Source organism: Micrococcus sp. 63XJN7_6_ISO-PGPR-S23-444 (genome assembly GCF_058072765.1).
This window is the reverse complement of sequence record NZ_CM176516.1, coordinates 1,402,570-1,419,740: the sequence shown is the minus strand read 5'-3', so window position 1 is coordinate 1,419,740 and position 17,171 is coordinate 1,402,570. Positions and strand designations below refer to the sequence as shown.

Sequence of the window (17,171 nt, the reverse complement as noted above, 5' to 3'; positions counted from 1 at the left end):
CGAGCACCCCAGGAGCACCCCCATGACCACTCCGAGCGACCCCCCTGCGCCGCTGACCCCGGCCCAGCAGGACGCCGCCTTCCGGCCCTCCCACACCCCCGCCGCGGCCTGGCCCGCCCTCGCACAGGCGCTGGCCGAGGCGGGGATCGCGGCCCACGTCCACGGCGCGGCCCCGGCCGACGGCGTCACGGGGGTCAGCCTCGACTCGCGTGTCGTGCGCCCGGGCGACCTCTACGTCGCCGTTCCGGGGGCGCGCGCCCACGGCGCGGCGTTCGCGGCCACGGCGCTGGAGGCCGGCGCCGTCGGCGTCCTGACGGACGCGGCGGGCCGCGCGCTCCTGGCGGAGCAGGGCCTGGCCGACGTCCCGGTGCTCGAGGTCGACGCCGTGCGCACCGCCGCCGGCACCGTGGCGGCCCGCGTCTACGGCGGCGGGGGCGACACCGGCCCGCGCCTGCTCGGCGTGACCGGCACCAACGGCAAGACCACCACGAGCTTCCTCGCCGCCGCCCTGCTCGAGGCCCTGGGGCGCCGGTCGGGCATCGTGGGCACGATCCTGATCCGCGCGGGGGAGCGGGAGGTCCCCTCCACGCTCACCACGCCCGAGGCCACCCAGCTGCACGCCCTCATGGCGCTCATGCGCGAGGAGGAGGTGGACACCGCCGTCATGGAGGTCTCCTCCCACGCCGTGGCGTACCAGCGGATCGCCGGCCTGCGCTACGCGGTGGCCGGGTTCACCAACCTGACCCAGGACCACCTGGACATGCACGGCTCGATGCAGGAGTACTTCGCGGCCAAGGCCGGTCTGTTCGACCCCGCTCGCACCGACCACGCCGTCATCACGCTCGACGGCGGCGAGGGGCCCCGCTGGGGCGTCGCCATGGCCCGGGCCGCCGGCGCTCCCGTCACCACGCTCGCCCTCGGGCCGGCCGCGCCGACGCCGGGCGCCCTGGCCGAACACGACCCCGGCCTCCGGGCGGACTGGGAGGTCGCCGAGCTCGCGCCGGACGGCCTCGGCCACCGCTTCACGCTGCGCCACGCGGCCACGGGCCGGGAGCTGCGGGCCTCCGTCGGTCTGCCGGGCCGCTTCAACGTGGCCAACGCGGCCCTCGCGGTTCTGCTCGTGCTGCACGCCGTGGGGGAGGAGCACCTGGACGCGCTCGCCGCGGTCCTGGACGTGCCCGCGGGGGAGGGCCCTCTGGCTGCCGCCGTCCCGGGGCGGATGGAGGTCGTGGGCCGCGAGCCGGACGCCGTCGTCGACTTCGCGCACAACCCGGACGGCATGGTCCAGGCGCTGCGCTCCCTCGCCGACGCCCGGGCGGCGGCCGGGACGCGCGGCCGCACCCTGATCGTGTTCGGCTCCGCCGGCGACCGTGACCGTGACAAGCGGCCCGTGATGGGCGCGATCGCGGCCCGGGCGGCGGATGTGCTGATCGTCACCGACGACACCCCCCACTCGGAGGACCCGGCCCCGATCCGCGCCCACATCCTCGCCGGCGCCCGCGCCGAGGCCGACCGCATCGCGCGGGAGGAGGGCCGCACGGTCGTGATCGAGGAGGTGGCCGACCGTGCCACGGCCATCCGCCGCGCCGTGGAGCTGGCGGGGCCGCAGGACGGCATCCTCCTGGCCGGCCGCGGGCACGAGACCACGATGGACTACGACGGCGAGCTCGTCCCGCTGGACGACCGGGTGGCCCTGCGCGAGGCCCTGGCCGCCCGTGTCGCGGCGGCCTCCGCCTCGGGCTCCGGCCCCGCCCGCGAGGGTAAGGTCATCGAGTCATGATCGCTCTCACCGCAGCCCAGATCGCCGAGGCCGTGTCCGGCACGCTCTCGGCCACCCTCGACCCCGCCACCGTGCTGGTGCACGTCACCCCCGACTCGCGGGAGGTCACCGCCGAGGGCACGCTCTACGTGGCGAAGCCGGGGGAGCGCGCCGACGGCCACGACTTCATCGACGCCGCGCTGGGTGCCGGCGCCGCCGCCGTGCTCGCCGAGCGCGCCACGCACGCCCCCGACGGCGCCGCGCACCCGGCGATCATCGTCGAGGACGCCGTGCTCGCGATGGGCGCGCTCGCCCGGGAGGTCGTGCGCCGCGTCCGGGGGCACTCCCCGACCACCGTCATCGGCATCACCGGCTCGGCCGGCAAGACCACCACCAAGGACCTGCTCGCTGCCCTGCTGGCCACCCAGGGCCCCACCGTCGCACCGGTCGGCTCGTACAACGGCGAGGTCGGCGTGCCGCTCACGGTGTTCCGGGCGGAGCTGGACACGCGCTTCCTCGTGGTCGAGATGGGCGCGGACCACGTCGGCAACATCGCGTACCTCTGCGACATCGTGCGCCCGGACATCGGCGTCGTGCTCATGGTGGGCACCGCCCATGCGGGCAGCTTCGGCGGCGTGGCGAACATCGCGCGCACCAAGGGCGAGCTCGTGGAGGCCCTCGGCCCCGAGGGCGTCGCCGTCCTCAACCTCGACGACGAGCGTGTCGCCGGCATGGCGGCACGGACCGCCGCCCCGATCACCTGGTTCACCGCGGACGAGCGGGGCGTCGCCCGCGCGGCCGAGGACGTGGCCGCCGGCCGCGCGTCGGGACTCGTCGCCGCACGGGACGTGCGAGCCGACGACCAGGAGCGCCCCGTCTTCGACCTGCAGGTCGGGACGGATGAGGCCGCCGTGCGGCATCCGGTCGCCTCCGGACTGACCGGCCTGCACCACGTGCACAACGTGCTGGCCGCCGCCGCGGCCGCCCACGCCGCCGGCATGGACCCGGCCGAGATCGCCCGTGGTCTCGACGGGCTCGGGCCCGCCAGCCGCTTCCGGATGGAGCGCACCGACCGCGCGGACGGCGTCACGATCATCAACGACGCGTACAACGCCAACCCCGAGTCCATGCGCGCCGCGCTGCGGACGCTGGCCACCCTCGGCCGCTCCAGCGGCCGCCGCACCTGGGCCGTCCTGGGGGAGATGCTCGAGCTCGGCGATGCCCGCGTCCGTGAGCACACCCTCGTGGGCGAGTCCGTGGTGCGCCTGAACATCGCCCAGCTGCTGGTGGTGGGCGCCGGAGCCCGGCCGCTCTACATCGGCGCCCTCAACGAGGGCAGCTGGGGCGAGGAGGCGCACTTCGTCGACGACGCCGCGCAGGCCGAGGCGTTCCTCGCCGAGCACCTGCGCCCCGGCGACCTCGTCCTCGTCAAGTCCTCCAACGGCGTCGGGCTCGCGGCCCTCGGCGAGCGCCTCGCCACGGCCGACGCCGTCGCCGCCCCCTCCGCCTCCCCGAAGGAGTCCCGACCGTGATCGGACTGCTCATCGGCGGCGTGCTCGGCCTGGTCCTCTCGGCCGTCGGCACCCCGCTGTTCATCAGGTTCCTCGTCAAGCGCGGATACGGCCAGTTCGTCCGCGACGACGGCCCGACCACCCACAAGACCAAGCGCGGCACGCCCACGATGGGCGGCGCGGTCATCATCGGCTCCATGGTGCTGGCGTACCTGATCACCCACGGGCTGCTCGCGGTGTTCGGCGTCGACTTCGGCGGGCCCACGGCCTCCGGCCTGATCCTGCTGCTGCTCACGGTGGGCATGGCCTTCGTCGGTTTCGTGGACGACTTCACGAAGATCACGAAGCAGCGCTCGCTCGGCCTGACGCCGCGCGGCAAGATCATCCTCCAGGCCCTGATCGGCACCGCCTTCGCGGTCCTCGCCCTGAACTTCCCGGACGAGCGGGGCCTGACCCCCGCCTCGACGGCGATCTCCTTCGCCCGGGACATCCCGTGGCTCGACCTGGCCTTCGCCGGACCCGCGATCGGCGTCATCCTGTTCGTGATCTGGTCGAACCTCATCACCACCGCCACCACGAACGCCGTGAACCTCACGGATGGCCTCGACGGGCTCGCCACGGGCGCCACCGCCATGATCACGGGCGCCTACGTCCTGATATCGCTCTTCCAGTCGAGCCAGTCCTGCGCGCTCGAGGGCACCCGCGGCTGCTACGAGGTCCGCGACCCCATGGACCTCGCCCTGCTCGCGGCGATCCTCACGGGCAGCCTGCTGGGCTTCCTCTGGTGGAACACCTCCCCGGCCAAGATCTTCATGGGGGACACCGGCTCCCTGGGCCTGGGCGGCGCCCTGGCCGGCTTCGCGATCTTCACGCGCACCGAGATCCTGGTGGCCGTGCTGGCCGGCCTCATGGTCGCGATCACCCTCTCCGTCATCATCCAGGTGGGCTGGTTCAAGGTCTCCGGCGGCAAGCGCGTGTTCCTCATGGCGCCGCTGCAGCACCACTTCGAGCTCAAGGGCTGGGCCGAGGTGACCGTCGTGGTCCGCTTCTGGCTGCTGTCCCTGATGTGCGTCACCGTGGGGCTCGCGATCTTCTACGGCGACTGGCTCATCCGCCAGGGCGGCCTCGCGGGGGTGACCCCGTGACCGGCCCCGCGTCCGACGCCGCGCCCGCACCGGTGCGCCGGCCCCGCGCCGACACCGCCCGCACCGCCGACCTCACGTCCTGGGACGCTCCGGGGTGGGCCGGCCTGCGTGTCGTCGTCACGGGCCTGGGCCTCACCGGCTTCTCCGTGGCCGACACCCTGGCCGAGCTGGGCGCCGCCGTCGTGGTGGTGGAAGGCGATGACGGGCCGGAGAACCGGGCGCGCGCCGAGACCCTGCGGATCGTGGGGGTCCGCGAGGTCCTGCTGGACCGGGCGGCCACGCAGGCGCTGCCCGAGGTCGACGGCGCCGCCGCGGACCTCGTCGTGACCTCCCCGGGCTGGCGGCCGGACCAGCCGCTGCTGATGGCCGCCCACGCGGCGGGCCTGCCGATCTGGTCCGACGTCGAACTCGCCTGGCGGCTGCGCGAGCGCGCCGGCCGGAAGACCGCCGACTGGGTGTGCCTGACGGGCACGAACGGCAAGACGACGACCGTGACGATGGTCGAGGCCATCCTGCGGGCCGACGGGCGCCGGGCGGTGGCCTGCGGCAACGTCGGCACCCCCGTGCTCGACGCGATCCGCGACCCGCAGGGCTTCGACGTGCTCGCCCTCGAGCTCTCCAGCTTCCAGCTGCACTGGACGCACGGCCTGGCCCCGGCGTCGTCTGCGGTGCTGAACCTGGCCGAGGACCACGTGGACTGGCACGGCTCGATGGAGGAGTACGCCGCCGCCAAGGGCAAGGTGTATGCGAACACGCGGGTGGCCTGCGTGTTCAACGAGCAGGACCCGCTGACCCGCACCCTCGTGGAGCGCGCGGACGTCCAGGAGGGCTGCCGCGCGATCGGCTTCACCACGGACACCCCGGGCCTGTCCGACATCGGCGTCGTGGACGGGATCCTCGTGGACCGTGCGTTCCTGGACAACCGGCGCCACGAGGCGATCGCCCTGGCCGAGCGCGCCGACCTGGGCCCGGTGGCGCCGCGCCACACCGTGGCCAACGCGGCCGCCGCGGCGGCGCTGACCCGGGCCGTCGGGGTGAGCCCCGCGGCCGTGGCCGAGGGCCTGCGCTCCTACGACCGCGGAGAGCACCGCATCCAGCTCGTGGCCACCTCACGCGACGTCATGTGGGTCAACGACTCCAAGGCGACGAACCCCCACGCCGCGGACGCGTCGCTGGCGGCGTTCAGCTCCGTGGTGTGGCTGGCCGGCGGCCTGCCCAAGGGCGTGACCTATCACGAGCTGGTGGCCGCGCACGCCCACCGGCTCCGCGCGGTGGTGCTCCTGGGCCGGGACACCTCCGCCCTGCGCGCGGCCCTGGCCGCGCACGCCCCCGAGGTCCCCGTCCACGCCCCCCTCGCCGCGGCCGACGGCACCGGCCCCGCCGACGGTGCGGCCGTGATGGCCGAGGCGGTGCGTGTGGCCGACGGCCTGGCCCGCCCCGGCGACATCGTGCTCATGGCGCCCGCCGCAGCGTCGATGGATCAGTTCCGCTCCTACGCGGCCCGCGGCGACGCGTTCATCGAGGCCGTTGCCGGGCTGATGCGCGAGCACGGCTGGGACGTGCACGACGACGCCGCGCCCGACGCCGACTGACCCGCCGCCACCCGACCGTCTCGCTTCCCCCGTGAGGAGGGCCATGTCCCCGATCGAGCTCCGCCCGGTCCGCCCCCGCGCGGCCGACGACGCCCCCGAGCACCGGGAGCGGATCCTGCGCCGGATGTGGCGGGTCCTCGAGGGCCGCCGCGCCCTCGACCTGTCGGTCCTGCTCATCAGCGGCTGCACCGCCCTGCTCACCGTGCTGGGGCTCGTGATGGTGCTCTCTTCGTCCTCCGTCGAGGCGATCGGCACCGGCGGCGGCTCGTACGCGCTGTTCCTGCGCCAGAGCGCCTGGGCGGTGGCGGGCGTGGCGGCCCTGCTCGTGTTCTCGCGCCTGCCGGTGCGCGTCCTCAAGGCGCTCGCCTGGCCGGCGTTCGGCGTGGCCGTGATCCTGCTCGCGCTGGTCGCGTTCTCCCCGCTCGGCGTCACCGTGGGCGGCAATCGCAACTGGCTGGGCATCGGCGGGTTCCGGATGCAGCCCTCCGAGGCCGCCAAGCTCGCCCTGGCCCTGTGGGCGGCGGCGGTCCTGGAGCGCAAGCACCGCCTCGTCACCCAGGTGCGGCACGCGCTGATCCCGGTGCTGCCCGGCGGCCTGTTGCTGCTGGTCCTGGTGATGGCGGGCAGCGACCTCGGGACCGCGATCATCCTCGCGATCGTGCTGGCCACGGTGCTGTACGTGGCCGGCACCCATTGGGGGGTCTTCCTCACCTTCCTGGCGCTGAGCGTGCTGGGCATCCTGGCCCTGACCCTCCTCGCCCCGCACCGCATGGTCCGGGTGCAGGCCTGGATGGGGGACTGCTCGGACGCCACCGACCCCTGCTTCCAGCCGGCGCACGGGATGTACGCCCTGGCCTCCGGCGGCTGGTGGGGCGCGGGCCTCGGCCAGTCCCGACAGAAGTGGAGCTACATCCCGGAGGCCGAGAACGACTTCATCTTCACCATCCTCGGCGAGGAGCTCGGGCTCGTGGGCACGCTGGTGGTGCTGCTGGCCTACCTCGGCCTGGCGATCGGCATCTACCGCGTCGCCGCCGGGACCACGTCCACGTTCATCCGCCTGTCCACGTGGGGGATCCTGGCCTGGCTGGTGGGCCAGGCGGCCGTCAACATCGCGATGGTCTCCGGGGTCATCCCCGTGGTGGGCGTCCCGCTGCCCTTCATCTCCTATGGTGGTTCCGCGCTCACCCTGTCCTTGAGCGCGGTCGGCATCGTGCTGGCCTTCGCCCGCCACGAGCGCCGCCGTGCCGCCCAGCCGGACGCCCGCCCCCAGGCGGACGAGCCGGACACCGACCCCCTCCCCGTGATCCCCACCCCCGCCCTCCAGGAGCCCCGATGACGCAGACCTCTCATCCCTCCGGACCCCTGCGGGTGGTGCTGGCCGGCGGCGGCACCGCCGGCCACATCTCCCCGATGCTCGCCATCGCCCGCGCCCTGGAGGGCGACGGCGGCGGTCCCGTCGAGTGCACCATGGTCGGCACCGCCTCCGGCATGGAGACGCGTCTCGTCCCCGAGGCGGGCTACGAGCTCGACCTGATCGACCGGGTCCCGATGCCGCGCCGCCCGTCGATGGACGTCGTCCGCTTCCCGGCCCGCATGCGCGCCGCGGTCGCCACGGCGGCCCGGATCCTGCGGGACCGGCGCGCCGACGTCGTCGTGGGCGTGGGCGGCTACGTCGCGACCCCCGTCTACCTCGCCGCGTTCCGTGCCGGTGTGCCCGTGGTGGTCCACGAGGCCAACGCCCGCCCCGGCCTGGCCAACCGCATCGGCGCCCTGCGGGCCACGCACGTCGGCACCGCCCTGCCGGACACCCGCCTCCGCGGCGCCCGCTGGGTGGGCATGCCGATGCGCCCCGAGATCTCCGGTCTGGACCGGGCGGCCGCCCGCCGTGCCGCCCGTGAGGCCCTCGGCCTCGACCCGGACCGGACCACCGTCGTGGTGACCGGCGGCAGCTCGGGTGCGCTGGCCGTGAACCGCACCGTGCGCGCCGCGCTGGGCGACCTCCTGGACGCCGGTCTGCAGGTGTTCCACCTGACCGGTCGGGACAAGGCCCTCACCGAGGACGACGGCAGCCTGCTGGTCCGGGACGGCTACGTCCAGCGGGAGTACCTGGCGGGCATGGAGCAGGCCTACGCCGCCGCCGACCTGATCGTCGCCCGCTCGGGCGCCGGCACGGTCTGCGAGGTGTCCGCGGTCGGCCTGCCCGCCGTCTACGTCCCCCTGCCCATCGGCAACGGCGAGCAGGCGCTCAACGCCCGCCCCGTGGTGGAGGCGGAGGGAGCGCTGCTCGTCCGCGACGACGCCTTCGGGCGCGCGTGGGTGCAGCGTCAGCTGATCCCGCTGGCGACCGACCCTGAGCGTCTCGCGCGCATGGGGGAGGCGGCCGCCCGCTTCGGCGTCCGGGACGCGGACGTCACCATGGCCGGCCTCGTGCGCTCGGCCGCCCAGGAAGGAGCCCGTCGATGAGCCGAGACGAGAGCACCCGTCCCGCGGCCGAGGGCCGCTTCGCCGACCTGGGCCGCGTGCACCTGCTGGGGATCGGCGGCGTCGGCGTGTCGGGGGTCGCCCGCATCCTCCAGGAGCAGGGCGTCGCGGTGTCCGGCTCCGACGCGAAGGACCTGCCCGTGATGCGCGAGCTCGCCGCGGGCGGTGCCCGGATCACGGTCGGCTACGATGCCGCGCATCTCGGCCGGGACGTCACCACGGTGATCGCCTCCTCGATCGCCGGGCCGGGCAACCCGGAGCACGACGCCGCCGTGGCGCGCGGACTGCGCGTGCTGCACCGTTCCGAGGGCCTCGCCCTGGCCATGCGCGGCCACCGGGTGCTGGCCGTCGCCGGCACGCACGGGAAGACCACCACGTCCTCCATGGCCGCCATGGCCTTCTCCGACGCCGGCTGGGACCCCACGTTCGCGGTCGGCGCCGCCGTCGCCGGGCTCGGCACCAACGCCCGGGCGGGCCGGGGCGAGTGGTTCATCGCGGAGGCCGACGAGTCCGACGGCACCCTGGTGAACTACCCGAGCACGATCGGGATCGTCACGACCGTGGAGGCCGACCACCTGGACCACTACGGGACCGAGGAGGCGGTGCACCAGGTCTTCCGGGACTTCGCGGGCGGGCTGCCGGCCGCCGCCCAGGGCGGGGTCCTCGTGGCCTGCCTCGACGACGCCGGCGCGGCGGACCTGGCCGCCTGGGCACGGGAGCACGCGGCCGCCGACGTCGTGACCTACGGCTCGGCGCCCCGTGACGGCGTGGCGCCGGACCTGCTGGTCACCGACCTCGCGGTGGAGCCGGGCGAGACCGGAGTGGGCCAGCGCGCCACGTTCCGGATGGCGGGCGGCCCGGAGCGCACCCTGCATCTGCAGGTGCCCGGCCGGCACAACGCGCTGAACGCCGCCGCTGTGGTCCTGGCCGCCGTCCGGGCGGGCATGGCCTTCGAGGCCGCCGTGCGGGGCGTGGAGGCCTTCCGGGGCACGGCCCGCCGCTTCGAGTTCCGCGGCGCCGCGCGCGGCGTGCGGGTCTTCGACGACTACGCGCACCATCCCACGGAGGTGGCCGCCGCGGTCTCCGCCGGCCGTGCCGTGGCCGGCGACGCCCGCGTGCACGTCCTGTTCCAGCCCCACCTGTTCTCCCGCACCCGGGACTTCGCCGCCGAGTTCGCCGCCGCCCTCTCCGGGGCGGACGCGGTGCGCGTGCTGCCCGTGTACGCGGCTCGGGAGGAGCCGATGCCCGGCGTCGACTCGTCCCTCATCGCCTCCCGCCTCACGACGGGCGCCGCCGAAGACCGCGTCGTCGCTGAGGACCGGGCCGAGGCGGTGCGCTCGCTCGCGGCGGGCGCCACGGCCGGCGACGTCGTCCTGACGATGGGCGCGGGGGACGTCACCGCCTTGGGTGCGGACCTGCTGGCCGAGCTCGGTCGGGACGCGGCGCCCGGCGTCGCCCACCCGTGAGGCTCGGCCGCGGGACGCCGCCGGTCGCACCAGCCGGGGCCGACGCCTCCACCGTGGTCCGATTCCCGGGCCGCACCGCGCGCCGGCGCCGCGCCACGCGCTGGGGTGTGGCGGCCGCGGTCCTCGCGGTGCTGGGCGCCCTGGGCTGGGTCGTGCTCTTCTCGCCCGTGCTCGCGGTGGACCGCGTCGAGGTCACCGGCACCCGCCATGTCTCCGCCGCCGAGGTCCAGGAGCGCCTGGAGCCCGTGTACGGCGTGCCGCTGTCCCGCGTCGGCGCCGGCCGTGTGGGCGAGCTGGTCGGTGGTCTGCCCGGAGTGGCCGAGGTCCAGACCGTTCCCCGCCTGCCCACCGGCCTGGAGGTCGTGGTCCGGGAGCATGAGACGCGGGCCCGGCGGGACGGCGACGACGGTGTGCAGCTGCTGTTCGCAGACGGCACCGTCCTGACGGGAGTGCCGGAGGAACGGCTCGAGGGCGAGGACCTCCCCGCGTTCTCGGAGGAGCTGGCGCAGCGGGCGCAGGAGGAGCGCGCCGAGGTGGCCGAGGTGCTGGCCGCCCTGCCGGAGGCCGTGGCGGATCGTGTCGAGACGGCCGACTCCCGGGGCCCGGGCCAGGTCCGTCTGGCGCTCGAGGGTGGGGTGACCCTGGTCTGGGGCGACGCGCAGGACGCCGGCCTCAAGGGGCCCGTGGCCGAGGCGTTCCTGGCGGACGAGCGGCACGGGTCCGCGGAGGGTGGCGTCGCCGAGATCGACGTCTCCGTGCCCACGCGGCCGATCACGCGCTGAACCGGGGCCGCAGGAGTTTCCAGTAGAACGTGAAGGTGAAGGTCGGGGTGCGTGGCCTCGCGCGAGTCGGGGTGCCATCACCGCGGTGACTGCTCCTTCGAGTCTCACGTGAAAGTTGATGCGGGAGCCGTCTTTTCCGCGTGGACACGCCGTTTTCTTTTGCACGTGACGCGGGCCTCCCAGTACGGTGGACCCGAACGCGCGCGAGGCTCGCTTCACGCTGTGCTTGAAGGTGTCCACCCCGGGTGGCCGCCGATCATCGGGGCGATGTGCCTCGCGCGGACCTCTCGAGATCTCGAACAAAGGGAACCAACACCGTGGCTGCACCCCAGAACTACCTGGCCGTCATCAAGGTCGTCGGCATCGGCGGCGGCGGCGTGAACGCCGTGAACCGCATGATCGAGGTGGGGCTCCGCGGCGTGGAGTTCATCGCCATCAACACGGACGCCCAGGCGCTGTTGATGTCGGACGCGGACGTGAAGCTGGACGTGGGCCGCGAGCTCACCCGTGGACTCGGCGCGGGCGCGAACCCCGAGGTGGGCCGCCAGGCCGCCGAGGACCACGCGGAGGAGATCGAGGAGGTCCTGCGGGGCGCGGACATGGTGTTCGTGACCGCGGGCGAGGGCGGCGGCACCGGCACCGGCGGGGCGCCCGTCGTGGCCCGCATCGCGCGCTCGCTCGGCGCCCTGACCATCGGCGTCGTGACCCGTCCGTTCACGTTCGAGGGCCGCCGTCGCGCCGGCTCCGCCGAGGCGGGCATCGACGCCCTGCGGGACGAGGTCGACACCCTCATCGTGATCCCGAACGACCGGCTGCTGTCCATCTCGGACCGCAACGTCTCGGTCATGGACGCCTTCCGTCAGGCGGACCAGGTGCTCCTCTCCGGCGTCCAGGGCATCACCGACCTGATCACCACCCCGGGCCTGATCAACCTCGACTTCGCGGACGTGAAGTCCGTGATGCAGGGCGCGGGCTCCGCGCTCATGGGCATCGGCCACGCGCAGGGCGAGGACCGCGCCGTCAAGGCGGCCGAGCTGGCGATCGCCTCGCCGCTGCTCGAGGCCTCCATCGACGGCGCGTACGGCGTGCTGCTCTCCATCCAGGGCGGCTCCGACCTCGGCCTCTTCGAGATCAACGAGGCCGCGCGACTGGTCCAGGAGGTCGCCCACCCGGAGGCCAACATCATCTTCGGCGCGGTCATCGACGACGCCCTCGGCGACGAGGTGCGCGTGACCGTGATCGCCGCGGGCTTCGACAAGGTGGACGTCACCTCCGCCCCGGCCGCCCCGCAGGCCGTGCAGCAGCAGGCGGCCCCGCAGCGGGCCGCGGCCCCCGCGCAGCCGCAGCCCGCCGCCCAGCCGCAGCCCGCCGCCCCGGCCCAGCCGCAGCAGGCCGAGCGCCCCGCCGTGCGCGGCACCGTGCCGCTGGCCCCGCAGGAGCAGCAGCCGCGCCGCCAGCAGGACCTGCCCACCGTGGTGGAGCCGGACCTCGGCGCCGGGTCCTCGGACCTGGACGTCCCGGACTTCCTCAAGTGACGGCCGCGGAGGGGCCGGCCGGGACCGCACGGGTCCCCGCTGGCCCCTTCGTGCACCGCGAGACCGTCCGCACCGCGACGGGCGCCGTGCACGTCGCCTGGACCTCCGTGGCCGCCGGCAACCTCGCGCTGCACGTGGTCCCGCCGGACGAGGCCGAGGGGCTCGCTCGCGTCAGCGCCGCCCGTCGCGCCCTGGAGCGCGTGATGGGGGTCCCCGAGGGCGCCACGCTCTATCTGGACCAGGTGCACTCGGCCGACGTCGTGTGGGCGGACGGGCCCGGGCGCGGCGGTGCCTCGGCCCCCGTGGCCGACGCCGCCGTGAGCCGCGACGGGTCACGGCCGCTGGCCGTCATGGTGGCCGACTGCCTCCCCGTGGTCGTCGTCGACGAGACGACCGGCGCGACCGCCGTGGCCCACGCCGGGCGGCGCGGGCTGCTGGACGGCGTCCTGGAGGCGACCGTCGATCGGCTGCTCTCCCTGCGGCCGGAGGCCGACCGGACCGGTCCCGGCCTGCGCGCCTGGATCGGCCCCGGCGTGTGCGGCCGCTGCTATGAGGTGCCCGCGGCCATGCGCGACGAGGCCGCCGCCCGCCTCCCGGCGACCGCGGCCACCACGTCCTGGGGCACCCCCGCCCTCGACCTGCCCGCTGGCGCCGCGGAGGTCCTCCGTGCCCGCGGGGTGGCCACCGCGACGATCGACGTGTGCACGCGGGAGGACGAGCGCCTGTTCTCACACCGTCGGGCGCCCGGTGAGGGCCGGTTCGCCGGCCTCGTCTGGCGCGCCGACCCCGACGCCACCGTCCCGAGAGGAGACGCATGACCGCCCCCGCCACCGCCGGGCCGACCCCGACGGACCCCCGCGCCCGGGAGATCGCCGACGCGCTCGCCGCGGTGCACGCCCGCATCGCCGACGCCGCGCGGGACGCCGGGCGCGAGGCGGAGCCCGCGCTCGTCGTCGTGACCAAGACCCACCCCGCCGAGGACGTCGTGCGCCTCGCCGCGCTCGGCGTGACCGACGTGGGGGAGAACCGCGACCAGGAGGCCCGGCCCAAGGCCGAGGCCGTCGCCGCGGCTCTGGGGGCGGACGCCCCGCGCTGGCACTTCGTGGGCCAGCTGCAGACCAACAAGGCCAAGTACGTGGTGCGCTACGCGTCCGTGGTGGAGTCGGTGGACCGACCCGAACTGGCCGAGGCGCTCTCGCGGGCGCTCGTGCTGCGGCGCGAGCGCGAGCCCGAGGCCGCGATCCCCGACCTGGAGTGCCTCGTGCAGGTGGATGTCGACGACCGCGCCGACGAGGACCGTCCCGAGGGGATCGGCCCGCGCGGCGGCGCCCGCCCCGAGGACGTCCCCGCCCTCGCGGACGTCATCGCAGGCCTGCCGGGCCTGCGGCTGGGCGGGCTGATGTGCGTGGCACCGCGCGGCCTGGACCCGGAGCACGCGTTCCGCCGCCTTGCCGCACTCGGCGCGCGCCTGCGGCAGACGCATCCGGAGGCCACCGCACTGTCCATGGGGATGAGCGCGGACCTCGAGGCGGCCGTGCGCGCCGGGGCGACACAGGTGCGCATCGGCTCCGACGTTCTGGGGGCCCGGGACGCGGTGGGCTAACGTTGACCCCGCGCGTCCCGGCGGGACGCGACAGGACCGTGCGGACGCACGCGCACCGACGACGAACGACGGCGGCCCCCGGGGCCGGAGGACGTGGTGAAGGAAGACTCATGGCTGGTGCCCTGAAGAAGACGATGATCTACCTCGGCCTGGCCGACGGCGACGAGTACGACGAGCAGCCGCGTGCGGCCGAGCGGGAGACCGCGCCCCGACACGAGGTCGTCGAGGCGCGCCGCCCCGCGGAGCCGGACACCGACCCCCACATGGAGGCCGTCCGCCCGGCTGCGGTCCGCGATCCCGAGCCGGCCGAGCGGCCGGAGCCCGTGACCCCGTCCGGCTCCACCGCGGCCGATCCCGTCGAACCCCGGCGTCCGGCGCGTCCCGAGCCGGTCGACCCGGGCTACCGGGCCCCGGTGACCCCCATCAAGCGAGCCGCAGCGTCGTCTGCCGAAGGAGCCTCCGTGCACACCCTCTCCACCGTCCACCCCCGCTCCTACAACGACGCGAAGGCGATCGGCGAGGCCTTCCGCTCCGGCGTCCCCGTGATCATGAACGTGACCGACCTCGGTGAGAACGAGGCCAAGCGCCTCGTGGACTTCGCGGCCGGCCTCGTCTTCGGCCTGCACGGCTCGATCTCCCGCATCACCAGCAAGGTGTTCCTGCTGACCCCGGCCACCGTGGACGTCGTCGGCGCCGAGCAGGGCGAGTCCGGCGCGGCCGACTCCCCGTTCGACGGCGACTGAGGCGCCCATGCAGCTGCTCCTCGCCCTCGCCTACATCGCCCTGACGGTGGTGCTCGCGGCGCTGACCGTGCGGATCGTCCTGGACGTCACGCAGTCGTTCGTCCGCCACTGGCGCCCCACCGGGGCGGCCCTCATGCTGGCCAGCGGCGTGTACGGGGCCACCGATCCGTTGCTGCGCCCCGTGCGTCGTGCCGTGCCGCCGGTGAACCTGGGCGGCATCGGCCTGGACGTGGCCTTCCTCATCGTGTTCCTCGGCGTCGTCCTGCTGCGGGTCCTGGTGCTGAGCCTGGCCGGCGTGGCCTGACCCGCGGCCCGGGGCGGTTCCCCGCCCCGGTGGTAGTCTTCGCGGCAGGATCGGCGCCGCCCCTCACCGGCGCGCCGACCGCCGACGCGCCGGGCCGCCCGGCCGTCCCCGAGCACCGAGCAGAGAGCGAGACGGTTCCATGGCGCTGTCCTGGGAAGACGTGGTCAACAAGCAGTTCCAGCCCACGAAGTTCCGCGAGGGCTACGACCAGACCGAGGTGGATGACTTCCTCGACGAGATCGTGGCGGAGTTCAAGCGCCTGATCGCCCTCAACGAGCAGCTCGAGTCCGAGAACGCGGAGCTGCGCGCCGGCGGCGCCGCCCCGGCCGCCGGCCCCGCTGCGGACACCCCGGAGGCCGCCGCGACGCCGTCCCCCGTCGAGGAGCCGGCCCCGGCCGCCGCCCCCGAGTCCGCCGACGCGGCCGCGACCTCCGCCGCCGGCGTCCTGGCCATGGCCCAGCGTCTGCACGACGAGCACGTCGCCGCAGGCGAGCAGCGCAGCACCGAGCTCGTCGCCGAGGCCGAGGCCACCGCGGCCCGGCTCGTCAGCGACGCCGAGGAGCAGAAGGCCCGCACCCTCGAGGCCCTGGCCGAGGAGAAGGCCGGCCTGGAGGGCGAGGTCGAACAGCTGCGCAGCTTCGAGACCGACTACCGCAGCCGCCTCACCTCCTACATCGAGGGCCAGCTGCGCGAGATCCGCGCCCAGAAGCGCGTCGAGCCCCCCACGCCCACGGCGTGAGCCGAGCCGTCGACGCCACGTCGGCCCCGCGATCCCCTCGCGCGGGCCGGCGAGCCATGCTCACCGCCCTCATCGTGGCGGTGCTGGCCTACGCCCTCGACCAGCTGACCAAGTACGCGGTCGAGAGCACGATGCAGCTGGGGGACTCCGTCGCGGTGATCCCCGGGGTGCTGCGCTGGCACTACATCCTGAACCCGGGCGCGGCGTTCTCCATCGGCGAGGACCACACCTGGGTGTTCACCATCATCCAAGCCGTGGTGGCGGTGGCCGCCCTCGTCGGGATCGCCCGCGTGCGCTCGACGCCGTGGGCCCTGGCGCTGGGCGGGCTCGCCGGCGGCGTGCTCGGCAACCTCACGGACCGGCTGTTCCGGCCCCCGGCGTTCGGGCGCGGCCACGTGGTCGACATGATCTCCGTGCCGCACTTCGCGATCTTCAACGTGGCGGACTCGTTCATCGTCTGCTCCGTCATCGGCGTCGCCCTGCTCGTGATGACCGGCCGCCGCCTGGACGGCACACGGGAGGCGTGAGGACATGGGCATGAGACCGGGACTCACCGAGCGGCTCGAGGTCACCGAAGCCGAGGCGGGCCGACGGGTCGACGCGGTGCTCGCCGACGCGTTCGGCGTCTCCCGCTCGCTGCTGGCGGACTGGTTCTCCCGGGGCCTGGTGCGGGCCGAGTCGCGCTCCGGCCGCAGGGACCGCGTCCTGGCCAAGTCCGCGAAGGCCGTGGCGGGGGAGACCCTCGCCGTCGACGTCCCCGACGACCCCGACCCCCTGGAAGTGAGGGCAGAGCGCGTGGACGCGCTGAGCATCCTGTACGAGGACGAGGACCTGGTGGCCGTGGACAAGCCCACCGGCGTGGCCGCGCACCCCTCGCCCGGCTGGGTCGGGCCCACCGTGGTGGGCGCCCTGGCCGCCCTCGGCTACGACATCACCACCTCGGGCGCCCCCGAGCGCCAGGGGATCGTGCACCGGCTCGACGTCGGCACCACCGGGGTCATGGTCGTGGCCAAGACCGAGCGCGCCTACATGGCCATGAAGGACCAGTTCCGCGAGCGCGTGCCGGAGAAGGTCTACCACGCCGTGGTCCAGGGCATCCCGGACCCGCTGAGCGGCACCGTGGACGCGCCCATCGGGCGGCATCCCGGCCACCACTGGAAGTTCGCGGTGCTCGACGACGGCCGGCCGTCCGTGACCCACTACGAGACGCTCGAGGTGTTCGGCCGGGCCACCCTGCTCGAGGTCCACCTGGAGACCGGGCGCACCCACCAGATCCGCGTGCACACCTCGGCGCTGCGCCACCCGTGCGTCGGCGACCTCACGTACGGGGCGGATCCGCGACTGGCGGCCGAGCTCGGGCTGACCCGCCAGTGGCTGCACGCCCACCGGCTGGCGTTCCCGCACCCGGTCACGGGGGAGCCGGTGACGATCACCTCCCCGTACCCGGACGACCTCGCCCATGCCCTGGCGGCGCTGCGCGGCGACCAGGACTGAGCCGGCACCGTCGACGT

General features: G+C 75.0%; 16 protein-coding genes. All 16 read left to right on the top strand.

Going from position 1 to position 17,171, the window contains the following annotated elements; genetic code table 11:
• Positions 1–22 precede the first annotated feature (22 nt).
• The 16 genes from AC3RJ9_RS06500 (at position 23) to AC3RJ9_RS06425 (ending at position 17,154) form a co-directional block, all read left to right on the top strand.
• Positions 23–1,780 carry a Mur ligase family protein gene (locus AC3RJ9_RS06500; protein ID WP_036314155.1) on the top strand — a complete coding sequence of 586 codons (1,758 nt, stop codon included), beginning with the start codon at positions 23–25 and terminating at the stop codon, positions 1,778–1,780.
• Positions 1,777–3,291 (top strand): UDP-N-acetylmuramoyl-tripeptide--D-alanyl-D-alanine ligase, encoded by a 1,515-nt coding sequence (locus tag AC3RJ9_RS06495; protein WP_063189728.1) that lies wholly within the window; start codon positions 1,777–1,779, stop codon positions 3,289–3,291. The genes AC3RJ9_RS06500 and AC3RJ9_RS06495 overlap by 4 nt, the downstream gene beginning before the upstream one ends.
• On the top strand, positions 3,288–4,415 hold the full coding sequence (gene mraY, locus AC3RJ9_RS06490; protein WP_036314159.1) for a phospho-N-acetylmuramoyl-pentapeptide-transferase: 1,128 nt from the start codon (positions 3,288–3,290) through the stop codon (positions 4,413–4,415). The genes AC3RJ9_RS06495 and mraY overlap by 4 nt, the downstream gene beginning before the upstream one ends.
• Positions 4,412–6,007, top strand: coding sequence for a UDP-N-acetylmuramoyl-L-alanine--D-glutamate ligase (gene murD, locus AC3RJ9_RS06485; RefSeq protein ID WP_063189725.1), 1,596 nt, complete (start codon positions 4,412–4,414; stop codon positions 6,005–6,007). The genes mraY and murD overlap by 4 nt, the downstream gene beginning before the upstream one ends.
• A 43-nt stretch (positions 6,008–6,050) precedes the next feature.
• Entirely contained in the window at positions 6,051–7,343 is a 1,293-nt protein-coding gene (gene ftsW / locus AC3RJ9_RS06480) for a putative lipid II flippase FtsW (RefSeq protein WP_070709560.1), read from the top strand.
• A complete protein-coding gene (murG, locus tag AC3RJ9_RS06475; RefSeq protein ID WP_010078501.1) occupies positions 7,340–8,470 on the top strand; it encodes an undecaprenyldiphospho-muramoylpentapeptide beta-N-acetylglucosaminyltransferase in 1,131 nt (376 codons plus the stop codon). The genes ftsW and murG overlap by 4 nt, the downstream gene beginning before the upstream one ends.
• Positions 8,467–9,954, top strand: a complete 1,488-nt coding sequence (gene murC / locus AC3RJ9_RS06470; RefSeq protein ID WP_036314167.1) for a UDP-N-acetylmuramate--L-alanine ligase — start codon at positions 8,467–8,469, stop codon at positions 9,952–9,954. The genes murG and murC overlap by 4 nt, the downstream gene beginning before the upstream one ends.
• Before the next feature lie 53 nt (positions 9,955–10,007).
• Positions 10,008–10,736, top strand: a complete 729-nt coding sequence (locus AC3RJ9_RS06465; protein WP_489727619.1) for a cell division protein FtsQ/DivIB — start codon at positions 10,008–10,010, stop codon at positions 10,734–10,736.
• Between the two features lie 317 nt (positions 10,737–11,053).
• The gene (gene ftsZ, locus AC3RJ9_RS06460; protein WP_036314171.1) at positions 11,054–12,271 is read left to right on the top strand and encodes a cell division protein FtsZ; all 1,218 of its coding nucleotides are present in this window, start codon (positions 11,054–11,056) and stop codon (positions 12,269–12,271) included.
• The gene (locus AC3RJ9_RS06455; RefSeq protein ID WP_036314173.1) at positions 12,268–13,089 is read left to right on the top strand and encodes a purine nucleoside phosphorylase YfiH/LACC1 family protein; all 822 of its coding nucleotides are present in this window, start codon (positions 12,268–12,270) and stop codon (positions 13,087–13,089) included. Before ftsZ ends, AC3RJ9_RS06455 begins: the two co-directional genes overlap by 4 nt.
• Positions 13,086–13,874: a YggS family pyridoxal phosphate-dependent enzyme gene (locus tag AC3RJ9_RS06450; RefSeq protein WP_036314175.1), complete on the top strand. Its 789-nt coding sequence runs from the start codon at positions 13,086–13,088 to the stop codon at positions 13,872–13,874. Before AC3RJ9_RS06455 ends, AC3RJ9_RS06450 begins: the two co-directional genes overlap by 4 nt.
• Positions 13,875–13,984: 110 nt before the next feature.
• Entirely contained in the window at positions 13,985–14,617 is a 633-nt protein-coding gene (locus tag AC3RJ9_RS06445; RefSeq protein ID WP_036314178.1) for a cell division protein SepF, read from the top strand.
• A 7-nt stretch (positions 14,618–14,624) separates the two neighbouring features.
• Positions 14,625–14,921: a YggT family protein gene (locus AC3RJ9_RS06440; protein WP_036314180.1), complete on the top strand. Its 297-nt coding sequence runs from the start codon at positions 14,625–14,627 to the stop codon at positions 14,919–14,921.
• A gap of 139 nt (positions 14,922–15,060) precedes the next feature.
• On the top strand, positions 15,061–15,660 hold the full coding sequence (locus AC3RJ9_RS06435) for a DivIVA domain-containing protein (RefSeq protein WP_135039960.1): 600 nt from the start codon (positions 15,061–15,063) through the stop codon (positions 15,658–15,660).
• A 56-nt stretch (positions 15,661–15,716) separates the two neighbouring features.
• Positions 15,717–16,187 carry a signal peptidase II gene (lspA, locus tag AC3RJ9_RS06430; protein ID WP_036314214.1) on the top strand — a complete coding sequence of 157 codons (471 nt, stop codon included), beginning with the start codon at positions 15,717–15,719 and terminating at the stop codon, positions 16,185–16,187.
• Positions 16,188–16,191: 4 nt separating this feature from the next.
• The gene (locus tag AC3RJ9_RS06425) at positions 16,192–17,154 is read left to right on the top strand and encodes an RluA family pseudouridine synthase (RefSeq protein ID WP_070708813.1); all 963 of its coding nucleotides are present in this window, start codon (positions 16,192–16,194) and stop codon (positions 17,152–17,154) included.
• The last annotated feature ends 17 nt before the right edge of the window (positions 17,155–17,171 follow it).

Excerpts from the sequence above, each read along its gene's own strand:
- lspA (WP_036314214.1), top strand. The coding sequence starts at position 15,717 with ATGCTCACCGCCCTCATCGTGGCGGTGCTGGCCTACGCCCTCGACCAG.
- AC3RJ9_RS06495 (WP_063189728.1), top strand. The coding sequence starts at position 1,777 with ATGATCGCTCTCACCGCAGCCCAGATCGCCGAGGCCGTGTCCGGCACG.
- AC3RJ9_RS06450 (WP_036314175.1), top strand. The coding sequence starts at position 13,086 with ATGACCGCCCCCGCCACCGCCGGGCCGACCCCGACGGACCCCCGCGCC.
- AC3RJ9_RS06440 (WP_036314180.1), top strand. The coding sequence starts at position 14,625 with ATGCAGCTGCTCCTCGCCCTCGCCTACATCGCCCTGACGGTGGTGCTC.
- murG (WP_010078501.1), top strand. The coding sequence starts at position 7,340 with ATGACGCAGACCTCTCATCCCTCCGGACCCCTGCGGGTGGTGCTGGCC.
- murC (WP_036314167.1), top strand. The coding sequence starts at position 8,467 with ATGAGCCGAGACGAGAGCACCCGTCCCGCGGCCGAGGGCCGCTTCGCC.
- ftsW (WP_070709560.1), top strand. The coding sequence starts at position 6,051 with ATGTCCCCGATCGAGCTCCGCCCGGTCCGCCCCCGCGCGGCCGACGAC.
- AC3RJ9_RS06445 (WP_036314178.1), top strand. The coding sequence starts at position 13,985 with ATGGCTGGTGCCCTGAAGAAGACGATGATCTACCTCGGCCTGGCCGAC.
- AC3RJ9_RS06500 (WP_036314155.1), top strand. The coding sequence starts at position 23 with ATGACCACTCCGAGCGACCCCCCTGCGCCGCTGACCCCGGCCCAGCAG.
- AC3RJ9_RS06435 (WP_135039960.1), top strand. The coding sequence starts at position 15,061 with ATGGCGCTGTCCTGGGAAGACGTGGTCAACAAGCAGTTCCAGCCCACG.
- AC3RJ9_RS06425 (WP_070708813.1), top strand. The coding sequence starts at position 16,192 with ATGGGCATGAGACCGGGACTCACCGAGCGGCTCGAGGTCACCGAAGCC.